We start from the raw sequence: 17132 nt of genomic DNA, 5'->3' as shown, positions 1-17132 counted from the left end.
CGATGGACAATCAGAAGATCATCCTGTTTTTCGCCCTCTCGTTCGTGCTGCTGCTGATCTGGCAGGCGTGGCAGCAGGATTACGGCCCCGATTCCCCGGCCACGACGGCTCAGACCACGCCGTCACCGACCGCCGATATCCCCGCCACCCCCGCAGCACCGGTCGCATCCGCCGCTGCCCCGGAGGCCGGTGTCCCCGCCGCCGCCGCCGTGGCGCCCGCGCGCGGATTCCAGCGCGGCGCCCGCGTGCGGGTCGTCACCGATCTGCTCGACGTTGAACTGGACACCACGGGTGGGGACCTCCGAACGGTCGCGTTGCTGGCCTATCCGGTGTCCACCCAGAAAAAGGACGAGCCGTTCCGCCTGATGCAGGACGAGGGGTCGCGCATCTTCATCGCCCAGAGCGGCCTGATCTCCCAGCAGAGCGCGCCCGATCACTACGCCCTCTACACCGCGGAGTCGAACGACTATCGCCTGCAGGGGGACGAACTGCGCGTGCCGCTGCGCTGGAGCGGCGCCGACGGGATCACGGTGACGAAGACCTATGTATTTCACCGTGACAGCTATCAGATCGGGATCGAGTACCGGATTGAAAACGCATCGGGCGCGCCATGGACGGGCTATCAGTACCGCCAGTTCCAGCGCAGCCTGCCAGGCGACGACGAGAAGACCGCCTTTCTGTATACCTATACCGGCGGCGTGATCCACAGCCAGCAGGAAAAGTACGAGAAGATCAAATTCGAGGACATGGACAAGGAGAACCTCGACCGCACCATCACCGGTGGTTGGGAGGCCATGATCCAGCACTATTTCATTGGTGCCTGGCTGCCGGATCCGCAGGAAACCAACCAGTTCTACAGCAAGGCGCCCAAGGGACAGCCCTACGTGCTGGGACTGTTGTCCCAGCCCATGACGGTCGCGCCGGGTGAAGCGGGCGAATTCAAGAGCCGGCTCTATGTCGGCCCGAAGGATCAGGCGCGCATGGAGAAGGCCGCCGAAGGCCTGCGCCTGACGGTCGATTACGGCGTGCTCACCATTCTCGCCCAGCCCCTGTTCTGGCTCATGAAGTATATCCATGGCGTGGTCGGCAACTGGGGCTGGTCCATCATCCTGCTGACGCTGATGGTCAAGCTGGTGTTCTACAAGCTGTCGGAGACCAGTTACCGTTCGATGGCGAACATGCGGGTACTGCAGCCCAAGCTGGTGCAGCTGCGCGAGCGCTACGGCGACGACCGCCAGCGCATGAGCCAGGCGATGATGGAGTTGTATAAAAAGGAAAAGATCAATCCCCTCGGCGGCTGTCTGCCGATGCTGGTCCAGATCCCGGTGTTCATCGCGCTGTACTGGGTGCTGCTCGAGAGCGTCGAGTTGCGCCAGGCCCCGTTCGTCCTGTGGATCCACGACCTGTCGACCAAGGATCCGTATTACATCCTGCCGCTGCTGATGGGCGCGACCATGTTCATCCAGCAGAAGCTCAATCCGCCGCCGCCCGATCCGATCCAGGCCAAGGTGCTGATGGCGCTGCCCTTCATCTTCACGCTGTTCTTCGCCTTCTTCCCCGCGGGCCTGGTGCTCTACTGGGTGGCGAACAGCGTGCTGTCCATCCTGCAGCAATGGAACATCACGCGCCGGATCGAAAAGTCGGGCAAGCCCGCCAAGGCCTGAGCCCGGTCGCGCCGGATCCGCGGTTCGCGCGGACGGTTTTTCCATGAATGATCGCATCGACACCATCGCGGCGATCGCCACCCCGGCGGGGCGCGGCGGCGTCGGGGTGGTGCGCGTGTCCGGGCCGCGCGCGGCCGGGATCGCCGCCGCCGTCCTCGGCCGGGTGCCGGAGCCGCGCCGCGCCGAGTACCGTGTGTTCCGGACGGAGGAGGGCGAGGCGCTCGACACCGGTCTGGCGCTGTTCTTCCCGCGCCCGCATTCCTTCACCGGCGAGGACGTGCTGGAACTGCACGGCCATGGCGGCCCCGTGGTGCTGGATCGATTGCTGCGCAGATTGCTGGCGCTCGGCGCGCGTCACGCCCGTCCCGGTGAATTCTCCGAACGCGCGTTCCTGAACGACAAGATCGATCTCGCGCAGGCTGAGGCGATCGCCGACCTGATCGACAGCGCTTCGGAACAGGCGGCGCGCGCGGCGACGCGCTCGCTCTCCGGTGAGTTCTCCGCGCGCGTGCATGCGCTGGTCGAAGAACTGACGGCACTGCGCGTGTATATCGAGGCGGCTATCGACTTTCCCGAGGAGGAGATCGATTTCCTCGCCGATGCGGAGCTGCGCCGGCGGTTTCTCGCGCTGAGGCACGGACTGGATGCGGTCATCGGCGCTGCGCGGCAGGGCTGCCTGCTGCGCGAAGGGATCCGCGTGGTGATTGCCGGGCGGCCCAATGCCGGCAAGTCCAGCCTGCTCAACCGGCTCGCGCAGCGCGAGACCGCGATCGTCTCCGAGATCCCCGGCACCACGCGCGACGTGCTGCGCGAGTACATCGCCATCGACGGTCTGCCGCTGCACGTGATCGACACCGCCGGCCTGCGCGACAGCGAAGACCCGGTCGAGCGCATCGGCATCCATCGCGCCTGGTCCGAGATCGAGGCTGCCGACCGCATCCTGCTGGTGAGCGACAGCGCGTGTTCCGATGCGGACGAGGACCTCGCGCTGCTGAAGGACCGGCCCGCGCTGCGGGCGCGGCTTACACTGGTCCACAACAAGATCGACCTCAGCGGGCGCCCGCCCGCGCTGGACACCCGCGACGACGGCCGGGTGGAGGTCTGGCTCTCCGCCACGACCGGCGCCGGCATCGAACTGCTGCGCGCGCATCTCAAGGCCTGCATGGGCTATCAAGCTGCCGGCGAGGGCGTGTTCAGCGCGCGCCGGCGCCACCTTGACGCGCTCGCGCGCGCCGACCGGAACCTGTCCGAGGCCCTGCGCCAGATCGAGGAGGCGCGCGCCGGGGAACTCGCCGCGGAGGAACTGCGCCAGGCCCAGCAGGCCCTGGGTGAGATTACCGGGGCGGTCACCAGCGACGAGTTGCTCGGGCACATCTTCTCGAGTTTTTGCATCGGGAAATAACTTCAGGGGTTTATCAAATGGCATGGCTGCACCCGCTGCGGCGGCCATGCATGTCATACGAACGCCATTTCTGATCCCGGGATCACTTGAAAGATTTAATGTTTTTATCAGCGCCTGCCGATGAATCAGTCGCGAGTATGGATTTTTGATCATTTAGGAAAATGGCAAATAACAAAAAATAGCCGGGAACACCTATGGAAAACCCCTATAACGACGGTCCCGATCAGGCCGCGGAATATCTCCGCTTGGCCTTGCTGCTCCTTTCGAAACACAAGCTTCCAGTTTCCCCGCTGCATTACCGGATGGCCTATGACAGCGCCGCCGGCAGCAACGAGGTGCTGAAAGAGGCGCTCGACGAGGCGGCGGTGTTTCCCGACAAGACCCTGACGGATCACCTGTGGGAGACCTACCGGCGCTGCTACATCCAGGACGACGAGACGCTGGACAACATCCGGCAGGAACTCAAGCTGCTGATCACCAACATGCAGCAGGACATGGACCGCTCCGGCGGCGCCTTGCAGAATTACTCGGAGCGTTTGAGCCGGTTCCTGGGCATGCTCGGCGCCTCGCCGTCACCGCAGGACATGGAGATCGAGGTCAAGCGCGTGATCGACGACACCCGGGCGGCGGAAAAAACGCATCGGGAATTCGAGGCCCAGATCAGCCAGATCTCGGGCGAACTGGAGTCATTGCGCAACGAATTGATGCAGGTCAAGCAGGCCTCACTGATGGATTCCCTGACCGGCATTGCCAACCGCGCCGCGTTCGACGCCTACCTGGAGCAGGCGCTGGACAAGACAGAGCGGGAAAATTCCCGCGTATGCCTGCTGTTGGCTGACGTCGATTATTTCAAGAAGGTCAATGATTCCTATGGCCATCTGGTGGGCGACAAGGTACTGCGATATGTCGCCGCCACGCTGAAGCGCTGCGTGAAGGGCAGCGATTTCGTCGCCCGCTTCGGCGGCGAGGAATTCGCGGTGCTGCTCCCGGATACCGACATCGACGGGGCGTACACCGTCGCCGAGCAGATTCGCCAGGCGATCTCCAGCGGGCGTTTGAAGGACATGAACTCGGGCAAGGCGTATTCCCGCGTGACCATCTCCATCGGCGTAGCCGTGTCCACCCAGGCCGATCTGCCCGGCAACCTGATCGAGCGCGCCGATCGCATGCTCTATCGGGCGAAAATGAGTGGACGCAACCGCTGTGAGAAGGCCGCCTGAAACGCTTGCCGGGACGCTACTCAGATGTCTCAAGTTTGGCGCCGCGGTCGCCGATCATATCAGCGTACCGAACAAAAGATTCAGCCGCCCATGCCGCGCGCATCCAACGCGACGGCATGACGCGCAGAGGGAAGGAGGGCAGTGGTGAACAAGGATCTGAAATTTCTGATCGTCGATGACTTCTCCACGATGCGCCGCATCGTGAAGAATCTCTTGCAGGATCTGGGCTACACCAACATCACCGAGGCCGACGACGGCAAGACCGCGCTGCCGATGCTGCAGGCGGGCGACTTCGAGTTCCTGATCACGGACTGGAACATGCCGGGCATGCCGGGCATCGAGCTGCTGAAGGCGGTGCGCGCCGACGCCCGGCTGGCCAAGCTGCCGGTGCTGATGCTGACGGCGGAGGCCAAGCGTGAGCAGATCATCGAAGCGGCGCAGGCCGGGGTGAACGGCTATGTCATCAAACCCTTCACCGCCGCCACGCTGAAGGAAAAGCTCGACAAGATCTTCGCTTCCCTGGCGGCCGCCGCCTGAGGAATCCATGTCCGCCGCCAGCCACGATTTCCGGCTGCAATATGCCCCGCTGGTGGCCGACCTCGCCGGCGCGCTGGAAAGAAACGACGAAGACGCCTTCTACTACGCTCTCGACGGTATAGCGCGTTTGCGCGAGGACTGTGTGCTCGGCGAGCTCGACATCGTTACACAGGACATCCAGTCCGCGCTGGCGCAGTTCTGCAGCGAGTCCCGCATGAGTGATCTGGCGGAAAAGGAAGTGCCGGATGCACGGCTGCGGCTGGAACACGTGCTCAAGCTCACCGATGAGGCGGCGCATCACACCATGGATCTGGTGGAGCAGGCGCACGCCCCGGCGGAGCGCGCGAGCCGCCACCTGGCCCAACTCGTGCCCCTGTGGCAGAAATTCCGTGCGGCCGGCGCCGAGTTGTCCGCGCCGGAAGCCCCGGATCTGGTTCAGGCGCTGGATGCCTTTCTGGAACACGCGTCCGCGGATGCCGAATACGTACAGAAAAACCTGAAGGAAATGATCCTGGCGCAGGGCTACCAGGATCTGTCCGGACAGATCCTGCGCGGCGTCATGAAGCTCATCGTCGAACTGGAGCAGGCCCTGGTATCGCTGGTCCGAATGACGCAGGGTGCTGGCCGGGAGGAATCGCAGATGTCCGCGCCGCCGGGCGCCCATTCGCATGGACACGGCCCGGTGGTCCCGCAGGTCAATGACACCGGGGTCGTGAGCGCGCAGGACGATGTCGATGACCTGCTGTCCACGCTGAACATCTGAGTCCATCCCCGTTCGATCCCTCCTGGCGCCGGAATATTGGCGAATCCCCGCGCATTACCCGTCCCGGCGCCTGTCGTGCAGCCCGTGCCCATTACCACCCGAATTCCTGTATCTAATTGTTTTCTGAGTAAATTCATTTCAGGCCACGCCAGAACCCCCCACCTCCCCCGGCGCATCAGCACGATAACAGGCACGCAAGCTGCATTTGCCCGCCACAGGCTCGGTGACGGTCCCATTTGCGTTCATGCGCGAAGCGCGTCACGAAACGCGGCGCCGGATCGTTGACTTTAAAGCTGAATCGTGCATCGCCGATACAGGACAGGGGTTACGGGACGCAGGGGAACCCGCATACGCGGATCGATGAGACCGGGAAGGCGCTGAGTCGACCTTCACGGGCTCCGCTCTCCCATTCGGTTCAGTGGATATAAGACGAAGGCACGCACAATGACAATGGAAAATATACCGGCCGGTGAACACGCCGCCGCGCCCGCGGGCAACGCCCCGCGCAGGCTCGTGCTCGGGGCGAGCTGCACCATCGAGGATGTCGCGCAGTTGCGCACCGATCTCCTCGCACATCTGGAGGCGAACAAGCCCGTCATCATCGACGCCACCCGGCTGGAGCGCATCGACGCCGCCGGGGTGCAGCTGCTGGCGGCATTCACCATCGACTGCCTGGAGCGGGGGACCGCCTTCGCATGGAAACCGCGGCCGGCGGTGCTTGAAGAGGCGATTCGTCTCCTCGGACTGGGGGCCCTGATGGAAAGTCCGGGCGAGGTACTCGATATCGAGGGGGCGGCATGACAATCGATCTGGCACAGTTTCACGAAATGTTCTTCCAGGAGAGCGCGGAGGCGCTCGACACCATGGAGCAGACCCTGCTCCAGATCACCGATGGATCGGTGGAGAAGGAACAGATCGACACGATCTTTCGCGTGGCGCACTCGATCAAGGGCGGCAGCGCGACCTTCGGGTTCACCGGCATCGCCTCCTTCACGCACACGATCGAGACGCTGCTCGATCTGGTTCGTACCGGCCGCATCGGCATTACCCCGAACGAGATGGACCTGCTGCTGCGGTCGGTGGATGTGATGCGCGAGATGCTGTCGGCAGAGCAGCATAAACGCCCGCTGGATGAACAGGCGGTGGCGGAACTGCAGGACAGCGTCAAAGCGGTCATCGCCCGCTCGAGCGGGGTCGCGAGCGCGCCGGCAGCGGCGGTATCCGCGCCCAGCGGCGTCCCCACGGTCTCCACGCCCGAGCCCGAGCCCGAGCCGTCCAAGCCGGCCACGGCACCTGGCGCGGAGCGCTGGCAGATCGATTTCCGGCCGGGGGAAAACCTGCTCACGCGCGGGAACGATCCGCTGCGCATCTTTCGCGAGCTTTCCCGCCTGGGAGATCTGAACGTACGGGTAGACGCGGCCAGACTGCCGCCGCTGGCCGAGCTCGATCCCCATCGCTGTTACCTCAACTGGCATATGGAACTCGCCGGTCCGGACGATCGCGAGACGCTGGACCAGGTGTTCGACTGGATCAGCGACGACGCGGAGATCCGGATCACCGCCCCGGCCGGTTTGACGGCGCCCGCCGCGGCGCCGGCACCCGTGGCGCAGGAATCCGTCCCGGCGCCTGTCGCGCCGCCTGCGCAAGCGCCGACCCAGACCCCCCCGGCAGCGGTCAAGGCGCCGGAGACGCGCGCCGCGGCGGGCGAGGCGCCCAAGGCCGCATCCAGTGAGTCGACCTCGATCCGGGTCAGTATCGAGAAGATCGACGAGCTGATCAACACCGTGGGCGAGCTCGTCATCACGCAGTCCATGCTCAGTCAGCAGATGGTGCACATGGACGGCCCGCAGTCCGAGGAACTGCGCAACGGCCTCGGACACCTCGAACGCCAGATGCGCGCGCTGCAGGAGAGCGTGATGCGCGTGCGCATGCTGCCCATCAGTTTCGTCTTCAATCGCTTCCCGCGCATGGTGCGTGACCTCAGCCAGAAGCTTGGCAAGAAGATCGAGCTGAAGATGACCGGCGAGCATACCGAACTGGACAAGACGGTGCTGGAGAAGATCGGCGACCCGCTCGTGCACCTGGTGCGCAACAGCCTCGATCATGGCATCGAGTCGGTGGAAAAGCGCAAGGAGGCCGGCAAGTCCGAGGTCGGCACGATCCATCTGAACGCCTACCACAAGGGCGGCAACATCATCGTCGAGGTCATCGACGACGGCGCCGGCCTGAACCGCGACCGTATCATGACCAAGGCGCGCGAACGTGGACTGATCGGCCCCGACGAGGAGTTATCCGACGATCGGATCTACAACCTGATCTTCCAGCCCGGTTTCTCGACCGCGGAGAAGGTCACCGATGTTTCCGGGCGCGGCGTCGGCATGGATGTCGTGCGACGCAACATCATGGAGCTGGGCGGCAACGTCCAGATTTTCTCGAACGCGGATCACGGCAGCACGGTGCGTATCCGGCTTCCGCTCACGCTGGCCATTCTCGACGGCCAGCTCGTGCGCGTCGGCCGTGAGGTCTATGTCATTCCGCTGGTGTCGATCGTCGAGACGATCCAGGTCCGGCGCGAGCAGATCAATTCGGTCGCGGGCGGGCGCGCGGAGCTGCTGCGCCTGCGCGAGGAGTGCATACCGATCATCCGGCTGTACCAGTTGTTCGAGGTGGAGGCGGACACCACGGAACTGGATGACGGCCTGCTGACCATCGTCGAGTCCGACGGCCAGCGGATGGGCATCTTCGTGGACGAACTGCAGGCACAGCAGCAGGTCGTGATCAAGAGCCTGGAAACTAACTTCCGCCAGCTGACCGGCATTTCCGGGGCGACCATGCTGGGCGACGGCCGCGTTGCGCTGATCCTTGACGTGCCCGGGCTGATCTCCCTGTTCGAGAGCCGCGAAAAGCAGTCGCACGATGAGAGACAGGCCGCGGTACGGCACGCTGCGTGACGGGCGGCGGACGGACCGGATAGAGAACGAACCGAGGTAGTTACGATGCAGACGAGCGCGGTGATGAGTGACAACGCGATGGGCGTGGGGGAGTTCACCACGGACGAGGCGGAGAGGGGATCGCAGTACCTCACCTTCATTTGCGCTGGCGAGGAATACGGTATCGACATCCTGCGCGTGCAGGAGATCAAGGGCTGGGAGGGCGCCACTCACGTGCCGCATACGCCGGCCTATGTGCTGGGGGTGATGAATCTGCGCGGGCTGATCGTGCCGGTGATCGACCTGCGCACGCGCTTCAACTTCGAACAGCGCGCCTTCAATGCCTCCACCGTGGTGATCGTGGTACGGGTGCAGTGCGCCATGGCGGAGAAGACCGTCGGGGTGGTCGTCGATGCGGTATCCGAGGTCTATACCTTTCCGGGCGAGGCCATATTGCCGCCGCCGGAGATGGGCGAACGCATGGATGGATCCTGCATCAGCGGGCTGGCGAGCGTGGGCGACAAGATGGTCATGCTGCTGGACATCGATCCTCTGATCGCCTCGAGCATCGAGAACATATAGCAAGATCCGCCGGTGTTCCGGAAGGAGGAGAGATGAAAATCAACGTTCGGATGAAGCTGTTGGGCATGGCGCTGCTGAGCGCGGTCATGCTGGCTGTCGTCGGGCTGGCCGGGTACTGGGCGAGTGAACGCCAGAGCGAGGCGATGCACGAGGTGTCGATCACCCTGGCCGCCATGCGAAATCATCTCACCGCCGACATGATGCACGATGCCCTGCGTGGTGACGTGCTTTCGGCCATCATCAAACAGGACCTTTCCCAGGAAGGCGTCGCCTACAAGGAAGATCGGGAGATTCTGCAGGATCTGAGCGAGCACGTGGTCTTGTTCCGGGACATGCTCAAGGAGAACTCCGGCATGGATCTGAATCCCGAGATCATGGCCAGCCTGAACCAGGTCCAGCCAACGCTGGAGGCGTACATCCAGAGCGCGAACCGACTGACCGAGCTTGCGTTGCACGATCATCTTGCCGCCGTAAAACAGATCAACGGCTTCTTTGCGGACTTCGAGCGGCTGGAAGGTGAAATGGAGAAGCTGAGCGAGGAAATCGAACAAGGTGCTACACGGGCACAAGAGCGCGCGACCAAGGCTGCGACCGATTCCCATATCCTGATGGCCGCGGCGACCGGGATATCGCTTGCCATTCTGCTCACTGTATCGATGATGCTGGCAGGACGTTTCACGCGCTCGCTGCAGCATCTGCTGGAGAGTTCACGCAGGATCGCCGCCGGGGATCTGAGCTCGACGATCGAAGTGCGAAATCGCGACGAGATCGGTGACCTGGCGAACGTAATGAACGGGATGCGTGACAAGCTGAAGGGCATCGTGACAGTGGTCAAGGACGGCGCCGCGCATATCTCCGGAGGGGCGACCGAGATATCGCATGGCATCAACAATCTCTCGCAGCGCACCGAGGAACAGGCCTCCAGCCTGGAAGAGACCGCATCGTCCATGGAGCAGATGACGTCCACGATCAAACAGAGTGCCGACAGTACCCATCAAACCGATGCCCTGGCGCGCGCCGCCCTGCAGGAGGCGAAACAAGGGGGAGATATCGTCCATCAGACGGTGGCGGCGATGTCAGACATCAATGTTTCAAGTAACAGAATCGCCGACATCATCGGCGTCATCGACGAGCTTGCCTTTCAGACCAATCTGCTGGCATTGAATGCCGCGGTCGAGGCGGCGCGTGCCGGTGAGCAGGGCAAGGGATTTGCGGTGGTCGCCGCCGAAGTGCGCAATCTGGCCCAGCGCAGTGCAGAGGCGGCCAGGGAGATCAAGACATTGATTGAAGACGGCGTCGTCAAGGTCAAGACCGGGACTGAACTGGTGCAGCAATCCGGCGAGACGCTGACACGGATCATCGAAAGCATCAACAAGGTTGCCAGCATCGTCGCCGAGATATCCGCGGCGAGCCAGGAACAGTCGGCCGGGATCGAGCAGATCAACCGGACGGTGATGCAGATGGACGAGATGACACAGCAGAATGCGGCGCTGGTCGAACAGGCCTCGGCCGCGAGCAAATCGATGGAAGAACAGGCGCGACGACTGCTGGACCAGATCGGGTTTTTCCGCGTGGCGCAGGGTGACACACCGCCCGCGGCGTTATCCCCGAGCGGGATACGAGCGGCCAGAAGCGAAGCGGCGCAACGTGGACATACCGAGGTCGCGCCCGCTCTCATGCGGAGCGCGGCCTGATGCGGCTGTATCAGGTGTGCATCGACCTGGTCTGTTCTGATGAGTGAGCCCAGTCAAGGGAAAAAGGAAGCGATCATGAGTTTTACATGGAAGCGCACGATCAAGGTCAGGGTCATGGAGGCGTTCGGGGTGCTCATCGTCGTGGTGGCGACGCTGCTGGCCAATATGTACGTCAGGTTGGGGGACATCGCCGGCGCGCAGGAACATCTCGACCGGGTACACACCCTGGCGCAGGAGGCAGAACGACTGCGGTCTGCCGTGCTCGACATGCAGACCGCCATCGCCGGCGCCGCGCTGAGCCGGGACCACGAGATGATGGGGCGCGGCGCGAGGGCGGATTACGAGCGGGCGCTGGGCGCGTCCAAACGCATGACTGAACTGGAACGGCGATTCGCCGGTGCTGCGCCGTCTGCGATCGGGGCCGTGGGGACCGATCTCGAGCTGATGTATCAGGTCGGGGAACGCATGGTCGCGGCATACGCGCGGGGGCGGGACCCGGGAGAGAAAGCGGCGGTGGAATATAACGCGATCCGCGTCGCCGTGCTCGGGGTGATCGATGACGGCATGGAAGATCTGGACCGATTGTACGCGGAAGGTTCGATGGCCCTGTCGCGGTCGACACGCGGACTCGGCATGACCCTGCTCGGCAGCGTGGCGGCCATCCTGCTCGCTGGCGTCTGCGCGGCGTTCATGCTCGCGCGCCAGCTCGCGCGCCCGCTCCGGCTGGTGCGGGAGTCCGTCGAGCGGCTTTCCGAGGGCGATCTGACCCATCGGGCGGATTTCAGGGACAGCGGCGAGCTCGGCGACCTGGTGACCCGGATCAACGGTCTGACGGATCAACTGAAGAACGTGGTCACCGGGATGATCGACAGCGCCGCGAACATCTCCAGCGGCTCCAGGCAGGTTGCGCGCGGTGTCGACGATCTTTCCCGCAGCGCGGATGAACAGTCAACCCGCCTGGAAGGCGCGGCCACCTCCATGCAGGCGGCGGGTTCCGCGGCGCGGCAGGGCGCGGATGACGCCGCCGGGATGGACCGGCTGATCAAAGAGGCGCTGGAGGCGATGGCGGCGGGTGGGAGCCTCGTCAATGATGCGGCCGTGGCGATGGTGGACATCGACGAGTCCGGTGACAGGATCGCCGGCATGGCCGAGGCCATGGACGGGATCGCCTCGCGCGCGAATCTGCTCGCGCTCAAGGCGGTGGTGGAGGCCGCGCGCGCCGGCGATCGGGACGGCGATTTCGCCGAGGTGGCCGCCGAGGCGCATGAACTGGCCCAGCGGAGCGCCGCCCTGACGAAGGAAATCAAGGGACTGATCGCGAACAATCTGGAAAAGGTCAAGCTCGGCAGGCAACTGGTCGATCAATCCAGGGAGACGCTGCACAGGGTCATCACGAGCGTCGGCGAGGCGGCAGGGAATGTCGCGGACGTATCCGAGTCCAGCCGCGAACAGTCGGCCGGACTCGGCAGGATCAACCAGGCGATGGTGCGGATGGACGAGATGGCCCGCCAGAACGCGCTGCTGGTCGACCAGGCCGCCGCCGCCACCCGCATGATGGAGGAAGAGGCGTGCAGGCTGCTGGAGCGCATCGCCTGCTTCAAGATGCATCGCAGCCCGCCTGCTGTCGCGGCGGGAGGCAGAAAACGGCGCTTCGGCTTCGTGCGGCGCCTGGGTCGGAACGAGATGATCGGGGCCTCCGCGCTGTAGCGGCGGCGAGTCGAAAAAGATCGGGGATAAAGCATGGCAACGATTATGGCAGTGGATGATTCGGCCTCCATGCGCCGCATGGTGACGTTCACGCTCAAGGGAGCGGGTCATGAGGTGATCGAGGCGGAGGACGGCGTGGCGGCCTTCAGCGCCGCCAAGGACCGGAAGGTCGACCTCGTCCTGACCGACGTGAATATGCCGAATATGGACGGCATTACTCTGGTGAGGGAGTTGCGCGCGCTGGCGACCTACCGCTTCACGCCGATCCTGGTGCTGACCACGGAGTCGTCCGATGCCAAGAAACAGGAAGGACGCGCGGCCGGCGCCACCGGCTGGATCGTCAAGCCGTTCAGCCCGGACCAGCTGATCGCCACCATCCGAAAGGTATTGGGATAACACGAAGGCCGTACGGAGATGTACGCCCTGGTCGATGACACGAGACAGCAGCTGAGGAGAGAAAGACGATGAGCGCGGCAGAGGCATTGAACCACGGGATGGACGCGGAGGCACGGATCGACGACGCCACTGATCAATATTTGACCTTTGTCCTGGCGGGGGAACATTACGGGGTAGATATCCTGCGCGTGCAGGAGATCCGCGGCTGGTCGCAGGTGACCCACATACCGAACACGCCGGACTACATCCACGGCGTGTTGAACCTGCGCGGCACGATCGTTCCGATTGTCGACCTGCGCATGCGCTTCGGCATCGAGCGCGCCGCGAACAGCCGGACCACGGTCATTGTGGTGCTCAGGCTGGTCCAGGGTGAGCAGCAGCGAACCATCGGACTGGTGGTCGACGCAGTGTCTGATGTGTGCAACGTGGGCGCCAGTGAGCGCAAGCCCGCACCCGACTTCGGCGCCTCGGCGCAAACCGAATTCATCAGCGGTATGGCCGCCATCGACGACAGGATGGTGATCCTGCTTGATGTCGATCGTTTGTTCCACAGCGATGAACTGGCGGTGGTGGACACCGCAGCCGGATCGCGTCGATCCGTTTGACTCGACGCATATGTAAATGACTCCCGATGACGGGCGGATAAAAAAGGAAGGGGCGATCATGTTCAAGAACATATCGATTAAGGCACGCTTGGTATTCGTGCTCGGGATGCTTGCCGTATTGCTGATGGTCAACGGCGGCTTCGGTCTCTATGGCCTGAAACAAACCAACGGAAACCTGCAGAAGGTGTACGAGCGGGACACCGCGAATGTGCTTCTGCTGTCGGATATCGAGCGCATGCTGCTGAAGAACCGCATTGCGCTCTTCATCGCGACATCGGATCCGTCGGAGGACACGATCCGGCTGCGGACCGCGGAAGTGGAAAAGAACATCAGCGAGATCAACCGCCTGTGGGATGAGTACAGCAAGACCGAGATGTCGACGGAAGACCGGGCACTGGCCGACGATTTCGCCACGATACTGCCGCGCTTCATCCAGGAAGGCGTGCGCCCTGCGGTGGCGCAGCTGCGCGAGGGCAAGGTGGAAGACGCCAGCCGGCACCTGGTCTATGTCCTGTTCGCCCTGTCGCTGGCGCTGGAGCCGCGCATGGATGCCCTGATGGGCGTTCAGCAGGAACACGCCAAGCAAAGCTACGAGGCATCGCAGGCGACCTACTCCCAGGCGCAGCTCATCGCCTTCGGTTGCATCGGTGTCGGTCTGCTGGTGGCCGTCGTGGTCGGCTTCATGCTGGTGCGCGCCATCGTCAACCCGCTCAACGAGGCAGTGCGGGTCGCGCATGACATCGCCAACGGCGACCTGACCAAATCGATCCAGGTACGCACCAGGGACGAGACCGGCAAGCTGCTCGGCGCGATGAAGCAGATGAGCATGAAGCTCGCCGAGATGGTCGGCAAGGTAAGCGAGGCGAGCGTGTCTGTCGCCACCGGGGCGCGCGAGATCGCCGCCGGCAACATCAATCTGTCACAGCGCACCGAGGAACAGGCGTCCTCCCTGGAGGAGACCGCGTCCTCGATGGAAGAACTCACCTCGACGGTGAAGCAGAACGCCGACAATGCGCGCCAGGCGAACCAGCTTGCCAACGCGGCCCGTGAGGTCGCGGAGAAGGGCAGCGATGTGGTCGCGCGCGCGATGAATGCGATGCAGGACATCAATGCCTCCTCCAAGAAGGTCGAGGACATCATCGGGGTGATCGACGAAATCGCGTTTCAGACCAACCTGCTGGCGCTGAACGCGGCGGTCGAGGCCGCGCGCGCGGGTGAACAGGGCCGCGGCTTCGCGGTGGTCGCCGCCGAGGTGCGCAACCTGGCCCAGCGCAGCGCCACCTCCGCCAAGGAGATCAAGGACCTGATCAGTGATTCGGTGCGGAAGGTCGACGACGGCGCCCATCTGGTCGACCAGTCGGGCAAGACGCTGGAAGAGATCGTGTCCAGCGTGAAGAAGGTAACGGACATCGTCGCCGAGATCGCGGCTGCGAGCCAGGAGCAGTCGTCCGGCATCGAGCAGGTCAGCAAGGCGGTGATGCAGATGGACGAGATGACGCAGCAGAACGCGGCCCTGGTGGAACAGGCCTCGGCGGCGAGCCGTTCCATGGAGGAGCAGGCCACGGTCATGAGCGACCTGATGACCCGTTTCAAGATCAACGGCGGCACCGCGTCAATGGCGACAACACCGATGGCGCCGACCGCGCCGGCGCCCCGGGCCGAGGCGAAATCCTCCGGCAAGGAATCCAAGGGCATCAAGGTGCGCCTGCCGGCGGCCGCCCGCCGCAGCCAGGAGCAGAACGTCGCGCAGGACGACGAGTTTTCGATGCCATCGCCGGCGGCCCGCGTCAATGGCAAGGTCAATGGCAGCAGCGCGGAAGAATGGCAGGAGTTCTGACAGGACGAGTTGCGGAGAGTTTTCAGGGCAGGGAAGCCTGCCAATAATTACACGGATCGAGGAATAAGCCATGCGTAACAACGGGCCGGTAAGCAATGTCGAACGCCACTTCGGCGACCACGAACGGATCGTCTCGAAGACCGACACCAAGGGCCGCATCACCTATGTGAACCGTACCTTCGAGGACATCAGCGGCTTCAGCAAGGAAGAGCTGATCGGCAAGGCGCACAACATCGTGCGCCACCCCGACATGCCGCCGGAGGCCTTCGAGGACCTGTGGAATACCCTCAAGGCCGGCAAACCCTGGCGTGGCCTGGTGAAGAACCGCTGCAAGAACGGTGACCACTACTGGGTCGAGGCCAATGTCAACCCGATCGTCGAGAACGGCGAGATCGCCGGCTATGTGTCGATGCGCTCGCGTCCGACCCGCGAGCAGGTGGAATGGGCGGAGAACACCTATCGCCTGGTACGCGAGGGGCGCGCCAATCATTTGCGCATCAAGGAAGGCCACGTGGTGCATCGCGGGCTGCGCGGCTGGCTGGGAAAACTGGCCACACCGAGTGTGAAGGCGCGGCTGAACATCGGCATCGCGCTGCTGACCTTCACCGCAATCGGCCTGTCGTTCATGGGGGTGCCGACCGGCGTCATGGTTGGCGTGAACATCGCCCTGCTGATCGCGATGGAACTCTATATGACGCGCCTGATCGTGCGTCCCTTGCGCGAGGCGGTGCGGGTGGCGAACGCGATCACCGCCGGTGATCTCAACGTCGAGGTAACGGCCGGTCGCAAGGACGAGTTCGGCGACCTGCTCTATGCCCTCAACATCATGAAGGGGACGCTGCAGGGCATCGTCGCGGACGTGGTGTGCAAGGCCACTGGTTTCAATCATACCGCGAGCGGCATCGCGGCCGGCAATGACAGCCTGTCCCAGCGCACCGAACAGCAGGCCTCGTCACTGGAGGAGACCGCCTCCAGCATGGAGGAACTCACCTCGACCGTGAAGCAGAACGCGGACAACGCCGCCCAGGCCAGCCGCCAGGCAGAGGAGACGCGGCGGTCGGCCGAGAAGGGCGGTGAAGTGGTGGCCAAGGCGGTCGACGCCATGAGCGGCATCAACCAGGCGAGCAAGAAGATCGCCGACATCATCGGGGTGATCGACGAGATCGCCTTTCAGACCAACCTGCTGGCGTTGAACGCGGCGGTCGAGGCCGCGCGCGCGGGCGAGCAGGGCCGCGGCTTCGCGGTGGTGGCGGGCGAGGTGCGCAACCTGGCCCAGCGCAGCGCCACCTCCGCCAAGGAGATCAAGGACCTCATCAACGACAGCGTGCTCAAGGTCGAGGCGGGCACCGAACTGGTCAACGCCTCCGGCCGCACCCTGACCGAGATCGTCGACGGCGTCGCCAAGATGACCGCGATCGTCGCCGAGATCGCGGCGGCGAGCCGTGAACAGTCGGCCGGCATCGAGCAGGTCAACCAGGCGGTCATGCAGATGGACGACCTGACCCAGCAGAATGCCACGCTGGTGGAGGAGGCGGCGCAGACCAGCCGGACCCTGGAGCTCGAGTCCAAGGGCCTGATCCAGATGATGGACTTTTTCCAGATGGCCTGCGCCCCCGGCGCCCGCGGCGCGGTGCCGCGTGTCCGTCCGTCCGCCGGTGCGCCGGCAAAGGTTGTGCGTCCGCGCCCTGAGGCTGCCGTGGAAGAGGTCCCGGCGGCACTCCTGACGCAGGCGCGTCGTTCTTCCGGAGCAAGTTCGGAGTGGTCCCAGTTCTGATGGACCGGACAGTGGCAAGAC

At 64.0% G+C, this 17132-nt stretch carries 14 protein-coding genes; all 14 read left to right on the top strand.

The genetic code is table 11. The features are described 5' to 3' along the window. Positions 1-2: 2 nt before the first annotated feature. Complete coding sequence (gene yidC, locus IPM20_10240; protein MBK9131995.1) at positions 3-1664, top strand: membrane protein insertase YidC; 1662 nt, start codon at positions 3-5, stop codon at positions 1662-1664. 43 nt (positions 1665-1707) lie between these two features. Further along, positions 1708-3066: a tRNA uridine-5-carboxymethylaminomethyl(34) synthesis GTPase MnmE gene (gene mnmE, locus IPM20_10235; GenBank protein ID MBK9131994.1), complete on the top strand. Its 1359-nt coding sequence runs from the start codon at positions 1708-1710 to the stop codon at positions 3064-3066. A 194-nt stretch (positions 3067-3260) separates the two neighbouring features. Continuing rightward, on the top strand, positions 3261-4286 hold the full coding sequence (locus IPM20_10230; GenBank protein ID MBK9131993.1) for a GGDEF domain-containing protein: 1026 nt from the start codon (positions 3261-3263) through the stop codon (positions 4284-4286). Between the two features lie 144 nt (positions 4287-4430). Next, positions 4431-4823, top strand: a complete 393-nt coding sequence (gene cheY / locus IPM20_10225; protein MBK9131992.1) for a chemotaxis response regulator CheY — start codon at positions 4431-4433, stop codon at positions 4821-4823. A 7-nt stretch (positions 4824-4830) separates the two neighbouring features. Next, complete coding sequence (locus IPM20_10220) at positions 4831-5586, top strand: protein phosphatase CheZ (GenBank protein ID MBK9131991.1); 756 nt, start codon at positions 4831-4833, stop codon at positions 5584-5586. 444 nt (positions 5587-6030) lie between these two features. Then, complete coding sequence (locus IPM20_10215; GenBank protein ID MBK9131990.1) at positions 6031-6387, top strand: STAS domain-containing protein; 357 nt, start codon at positions 6031-6033, stop codon at positions 6385-6387. Then, positions 6384-8537, top strand: a complete 2154-nt coding sequence (locus IPM20_10210) for a chemotaxis protein CheA (GenBank protein MBK9131989.1) — start codon at positions 6384-6386, stop codon at positions 8535-8537. Before IPM20_10215 ends, IPM20_10210 begins: the two co-directional genes overlap by 4 nt. Positions 8538-8600: 63 nt before the next feature. After that, positions 8601-9098: a purine-binding chemotaxis protein CheW gene (locus IPM20_10205; GenBank protein MBK9131988.1), complete on the top strand. Its 498-nt coding sequence runs from the start codon at positions 8601-8603 to the stop codon at positions 9096-9098. Positions 9099-9130: 32 nt separating this feature from the next. Beyond that, entirely contained in the window at positions 9131-10792 is a 1662-nt protein-coding gene (locus tag IPM20_10200) for a HAMP domain-containing protein (protein MBK9131987.1), read from the top strand. 75 nt (positions 10793-10867) lie between these two features. Next, a complete protein-coding gene (locus IPM20_10195; GenBank protein ID MBK9131986.1) occupies positions 10868-12499 on the top strand; it encodes a HAMP domain-containing protein in 1632 nt (543 codons plus the stop codon). 33 nt (positions 12500-12532) lie between these two features. Next, positions 12533-12895 (top strand): response regulator, encoded by a 363-nt coding sequence (locus IPM20_10190; GenBank protein MBK9131985.1) that lies wholly within the window; start codon positions 12533-12535, stop codon positions 12893-12895. Positions 12896-12993: 98 nt separating this feature from the next. After that, positions 12994-13500, top strand: coding sequence for a chemotaxis protein CheW (locus tag IPM20_10185; protein MBK9131984.1), 507 nt, complete (start codon positions 12994-12996; stop codon positions 13498-13500). Positions 13501-13558: 58 nt separating this feature from the next. After that, complete coding sequence (locus IPM20_10180; GenBank protein ID MBK9131983.1) at positions 13559-15337, top strand: Tar ligand binding domain-containing protein; 1779 nt, start codon at positions 13559-13561, stop codon at positions 15335-15337. A 70-nt stretch (positions 15338-15407) separates the two neighbouring features. Next, positions 15408-17111, top strand: coding sequence for a PAS domain-containing protein (locus IPM20_10175; protein MBK9131982.1), 1704 nt, complete (start codon positions 15408-15410; stop codon positions 17109-17111). Positions 17112-17132: the final 21 nt, after the last annotated feature.

It is taken from the genome of Gammaproteobacteria bacterium, assembly GCA_016716465.1.
In the GTDB taxonomy this organism is placed as follows: Bacteria; Pseudomonadota; Gammaproteobacteria; order SZUA-140; family SZUA-140; genus JADJWH01.
This window is presented reverse-complemented; position numbering and strand designations above follow the sequence as displayed.

Bases quoted from the DNA above. Each gene is read 5' to 3' on its own strand.
- yidC (MBK9131995.1), top strand. From the start codon at position 3: ATGGACAATCAGAAGATCATCCTGTTTTTCGCCCTCTCGTTCGTGCTG.
- mnmE (MBK9131994.1), top strand. From the start codon at position 1,708: ATGAATGATCGCATCGACACCATCGCGGCGATCGCCACCCCGGCGGGG.
- IPM20_10230 (MBK9131993.1), top strand. From the start codon at position 3,261: ATGGAAAACCCCTATAACGACGGTCCCGATCAGGCCGCGGAATATCTC.
- IPM20_10220 (MBK9131991.1), top strand. From the start codon at position 4,831: ATGTCCGCCGCCAGCCACGATTTCCGGCTGCAATATGCCCCGCTGGTG.
- IPM20_10215 (MBK9131990.1), top strand. From the start codon at position 6,031: ATGACAATGGAAAATATACCGGCCGGTGAACACGCCGCCGCGCCCGCG.
- IPM20_10210 (MBK9131989.1), top strand. From the start codon at position 6,384: ATGACAATCGATCTGGCACAGTTTCACGAAATGTTCTTCCAGGAGAGC.
- IPM20_10205 (MBK9131988.1), top strand. From the start codon at position 8,601: ATGAGTGACAACGCGATGGGCGTGGGGGAGTTCACCACGGACGAGGCG.
- IPM20_10200 (MBK9131987.1), top strand. From the start codon at position 9,131: ATGAAAATCAACGTTCGGATGAAGCTGTTGGGCATGGCGCTGCTGAGC.
- IPM20_10195 (MBK9131986.1), top strand. From the start codon at position 10,868: ATGAGTTTTACATGGAAGCGCACGATCAAGGTCAGGGTCATGGAGGCG.
- IPM20_10190 (MBK9131985.1), top strand. From the start codon at position 12,533: ATGGCAACGATTATGGCAGTGGATGATTCGGCCTCCATGCGCCGCATG.
- IPM20_10185 (MBK9131984.1), top strand. From the start codon at position 12,994: ATGGACGCGGAGGCACGGATCGACGACGCCACTGATCAATATTTGACC.
- IPM20_10180 (MBK9131983.1), top strand. From the start codon at position 13,559: ATGTTCAAGAACATATCGATTAAGGCACGCTTGGTATTCGTGCTCGGG.
- IPM20_10175 (MBK9131982.1), top strand. From the start codon at position 15,408: ATGCGTAACAACGGGCCGGTAAGCAATGTCGAACGCCACTTCGGCGAC.